The 3,888-nt window shown below is 66.0% G+C and carries 5 protein-coding genes; 4 read left to right on the forward strand and 1 reads right to left on the reverse strand.

From position 1 onward, the window contains the following. Positions 1-245: hypothetical protein (locus tag AC5RWT_RS35285; protein WP_494084283.1), on the forward strand; the 245-nt coding region annotated here is incomplete at its 5' end. Positions 246-287: 42 nt separating this feature from the next. On the opposite strand, the gene AC5RWT_RS35290 is transcribed toward AC5RWT_RS35285, so the two are convergent. Continuing rightward, on the reverse strand, positions 288-1,061 hold the full coding sequence (locus AC5RWT_RS35290) for a DUF6390 family protein (RefSeq protein WP_494084284.1): 774 nt from the start codon (positions 1,059-1,061) through the stop codon (positions 288-290). 343 nt (positions 1,062-1,404) lie between these two features. Here AC5RWT_RS35290 and AC5RWT_RS35295 point away from each other — a divergent pair, with 343 nt between their 5' ends. The 3 genes from AC5RWT_RS35295 to AC5RWT_RS35305 form a co-directional block, all read left to right on the forward strand. After that, positions 1,405-2,538, forward strand: a complete 1,134-nt coding sequence (locus tag AC5RWT_RS35295; RefSeq protein ID WP_494084285.1) for an ABC transporter substrate-binding protein — start codon at positions 1,405-1,407, stop codon at positions 2,536-2,538. Between the two features lie 124 nt (positions 2,539-2,662). Further along, on the forward strand, positions 2,663-3,637 hold the full coding sequence (locus AC5RWT_RS35300) for a FecCD family ABC transporter permease (protein ID WP_494084286.1): 975 nt from the start codon (positions 2,663-2,665) through the stop codon (positions 3,635-3,637). Beyond that, the coding region (locus tag AC5RWT_RS35305) for an ATP-binding cassette domain-containing protein (RefSeq protein ID WP_494084287.1) at positions 3,630-3,888 on the forward strand (259 nt) is incomplete at its 3' end. The genes AC5RWT_RS35300 and AC5RWT_RS35305, both read left to right, overlap by 8 nt.

Here is a 3,888-nt window from a genome sequence, read left to right on the forward strand (position 1 = left end):
AAGAGCCGGAGCAACCCGGGCCGGAGGAGACTCCCGCGGACGCCAAGATGGCTCCGGAAGGGGTCGGTGCGAGCATCACCCGCGGCGGCGAAGAAGTGATCAGTCAGGACGGTAAAGAGCCGGGCCGGGTGGACACCGGGACCAAGGGGCAGTCCGAGCGTCCGACGGGCACGTCGACGACTCGCGACTCCACCGACGTCGACCGCGACGAGGAATCGGGAGAGGCCGCTCCACAGGCGCCGTAGCGCCTGGCCTGCCAGGAGGCGGGGCCCGGCTTGCCAGCCGGGCTAGTGTTCGAGCGCGATGGCCGCGCCCCGATGCGCAACGCCCTTGTTGGCGATCTCCAGGTGCCGGGCGGTGAAGTGCTGCAGCTGCCGCAGCTCACGTGGGCTCAGGACATCGCAGACCCAGTCCCAGTGGAGGGAGACGACATCCCCGACCTTGAGATTCTCCACGAAACCCGTTCCTCCCACGGCGAATTTAGCGGTTTCGATCACCGGATCTCCGACGAAGAGAAATGCGCCGTTCCAGACCAGCTGGGGCGAGCGGACCACGGCTTCGTCACCGGCAAGGCCGAGGACCTGTCCCCAGCGGATCCTGCACCGGTCGAGCACGGTGAGCGCCGTCGCGTACCGCCGCTCGTCGCGCAGCAAACCAAGCCAGGGGTAAATTTCGAAGACATGGAAGCTGTGGTGGGGAACGCCGCCGGCCAGGACCCCTTCCACCAGGTGCGGGAACTGCCGGCCGGTTCGAGCCCTGAAGCGGTCCTCCATGGAATTGCCCATGTGACGAATTCCCACGGCATCCAACAAGCCATTGCCCACCCAGTAGGCCTCCACGACGCGGCGGTCCAATGGATCGTGGATGCCGGTCGATCCGGCGATCAGTTCCAAGTACGGGTAAGCGCCGGCGAAACCTTTCGCGAGTTCACGGAGCCCCGGATCCGTGATTCCGCTCTGTCCGTAGTGGAGAAGCGCGTCGCTGTCCGGCGGACCGCAGCTGCCCCGGGCATTGGGCGGGTAAGCATAACGAACAAACAACTGGGCGCCGTCGATGACCATGCTGTGTCACCTTCCGCTAAGGCTGTTTCGACCGTAGCACCGGCATTGACACGCGGGCAAGGAAGATGGACACCCGATCACGTTGGGGCCCGTCAGGACACTGAATGGAAGAAAAGCTCCGGGGGTCATTCACCTCACTGACCCCAGTGGTTCACCGGAGGTAGGCATGGCTGATCCATTGTGGCTGCCGGGGTTGCCACATCACGGCGTTCCCTCCTTCGGTGAGCCACCGCAAGGCGTTGACAGGCCTGACTGCCCGGGCGATGCTGTTAAACCGAAGCACCGCGGCCTCAGCGTCCTGATGCCGAAGCGGCGCAATGCGACAGCATTTGGGGGCGAGCCCGTGACCGCTGAGATTAACCGCCGCTCGATCCTGCAAGTTATGGGGCTGGGTGGCAGCGTCGCCTTTCTAGCCGGCTGCGGCGCCGGCAAAACCGCTCCGGCGCAGACCGAAAGCGGCACGCCTGGAGGCATCAGCTTCCGCGACCAGCAGGGCAAGGTCATCACTTTCGACCGGCCGGTCAGCCGCGTGGTGACCATCCCCATGCCGGCCGCTTCGCTGCTGGTGGCAGTGGACGGCAGTGCAGAACATCTGGCCGGGATGCATCACGCGTCGTGGGTGGCGATGCGCGACGGCATCCTCGGCACCATTTTTCCCGAGGTCCTGAAGCTTCCGCACGAGGTCGCCACCCAGGACTTCACGCCCAACATCGAGAGCGTACGGGCGCTGAACCCCGACGTCGTCATTCAATGGAGTGATTCCCAGCTGGTCGCGCCGCTGGAAAACGCCGGCATGAAGGTGATCGGCCTGGTCAACAACGGCCGGCAGGAGGATGTGGACGCGTGGATCGCCATGTTCGCCGCCATGCTGGGCAAGCCCCAGCGGGCCACCGAGATCAAGGCCCGCAGCGACCGGGAACTGGCGGAGGTCAAGACGCTCGCGGCGGGGCGCAACGGTCCAGGGCCGAGCATTTTGTACTTTAACCGGTTCACCGGCGGTCTCAAAGTGGCGGCCGCCAAGACGTACAACGACTTCTACATCAAGCTGGTGGGCGGCAGCAATCCCGCCACCGGCAAGGACCCGCTGCCAGGTACCGGGATGGTGGGACTGGACGTGGAGCAGGTCCTGCGCTGGAACCCCGAGATCATTCTGCTGGGCAATTTCGACGACGCCATGCCGCAGGATCTCTACACAGACCCGGTGTGGAAGGACGTCGCCGCGGTTCGGTCCCGGCGAATCTACAAGGTTCCGCTCGGCGGCTATCGATGGGATCCTCCGGGCCAGGAGTCGCCGCTCATGTGGCACTGGTTGAGCGACATCGCCTTCCCGCAGCAGCGGTCGGGGTTGCGCGGGAAGATTGCCGATTACTACCGGATGCTTTACAACTACGAGCCCACCGCGGCGGACTGCGACAAAATCCTCTGGACCGAGCAGAACCGCGCATCCGCCGCCTACCGGCAGTTCGATGTTGGATGAGGCCCCCTCTGCACGATTAGGCAGCCGGCGCAAGGCGGCCGGGGGTTCCGGTGCGCGCGGGAAACCGGGCCCACGGTCCGGCCGCAGGGCGATTTTCACACCGGTCGCACTTTCAACGTGCCTGATGGCTGTTGTTGGACTGGTGGCACTGGCCGTGGGCCGGTATAACGTTCCGCTGTGGCATGTTGTCCAGATCCTCGCCGCCCAGCTCTTCCCCGCCGCCCCCGAGGTCAGCGCCACGGAAGAGAGCGTCGTCCTGCTCGTCCGGCTGCCCAGGGTCCTGCTCGCGCTGCTGGTGGGGGCCGGGCTGTCGCTCGGCGGGGCCGCACTGCAGGCTATCTTCCGTAACCCGCTGGTCAGTCCCGAGATCATCGGGGTGTCCTCCGGTGCATCCTTCGGCGGTGCCCTGGCCCTGTTGCTCGGTTTAGGTTCCCTGCTGCTGGTCACCGGCGCGTTCGTCTTCGGACTCGTGGCCCTCGTCCTGCTTTTCGTGATCACGTCGGGGCGCGGCGGGACGCCCCTGCTGATGATCGTGCTGGGCGGGGTGGTCATCGGCTCCTTCTTCTCGGCGCTCGTGGGCTTCATTACCTACATCGCGGATCCGAACACTACGCTGCCGGCCATCGTCTTCTGGCTGCTCGGCAGCGTTGCCTCCGCTACCTTCGCGAAGGTTCTGGTGGCGGTAATCCCGGTCCTCCTGGGCGCCGTCGTACTCTTGGCCCTGCGCTGGCGGATCAATGTCCTCTCCCTGGGCGACGAAGACGCTGCCGCGCTGGGACTACGGCCCGGAGTCCTGCGCTGGGTAGTGCTGGTGGCCGTGGCGCTGATCGTCGCGGGTGCCGTCGCTGTCAGCGGAGCGGTCGGCTGGGTGGGCTTGGTCATCCCGCACCTGGCCCGCATGTGGGTGGGGCCTGACCACCGGGTGCTGCTGCCGGTGACGTTCCTGCTCGGCGGGGCCTACATCATCGTGATCGACACCATCGCCCGCACCCTGACGGCCGGGGAGATCCCGCTCGGAGTGCTCACTGCGCTGGTCGGCGCACCGGTGTTCTTCCTGCTGCTGCGCCGGAACCGGGACAGGATTTGGGACAGTGCTTGAGCTCGACGGCGTAGGGTTCGGTTACAGCCCGCGTGAATGGACGTTCCGCGGTGTCAGCTTCAGCGTCCCCGCCGGCACCGCGACGGCCGTGCTGGGCCCGAACGGAAGCGGAAAGACCACACTGGTACGCTGCGCTGCCGGATTGATTCCGTCAAGGGAAGGCGTCGTCCGCCGCGATGGAAATGCCGGCTACGTGCCGCAAGCCCACGGGAGCGCGTTCGCCTACCCTACACTGGACATGGTGCTCATGG

It is taken from the genome of Arthrobacter sp. Dra40 (assembly GCF_059091905.1).

Excerpts from the sequence above, each read along its gene's own strand:
- AC5RWT_RS35290 (WP_494084284.1), bottom strand. The coding sequence starts at position 1,061 with ATGGTCATCGACGGCGCCCAGTTGTTTGTTCGTTATGCTTACCCGCCC.
- AC5RWT_RS35300 (WP_494084286.1), top strand. The coding sequence starts at position 2,663 with ATGGCTGTTGTTGGACTGGTGGCACTGGCCGTGGGCCGGTATAACGTT.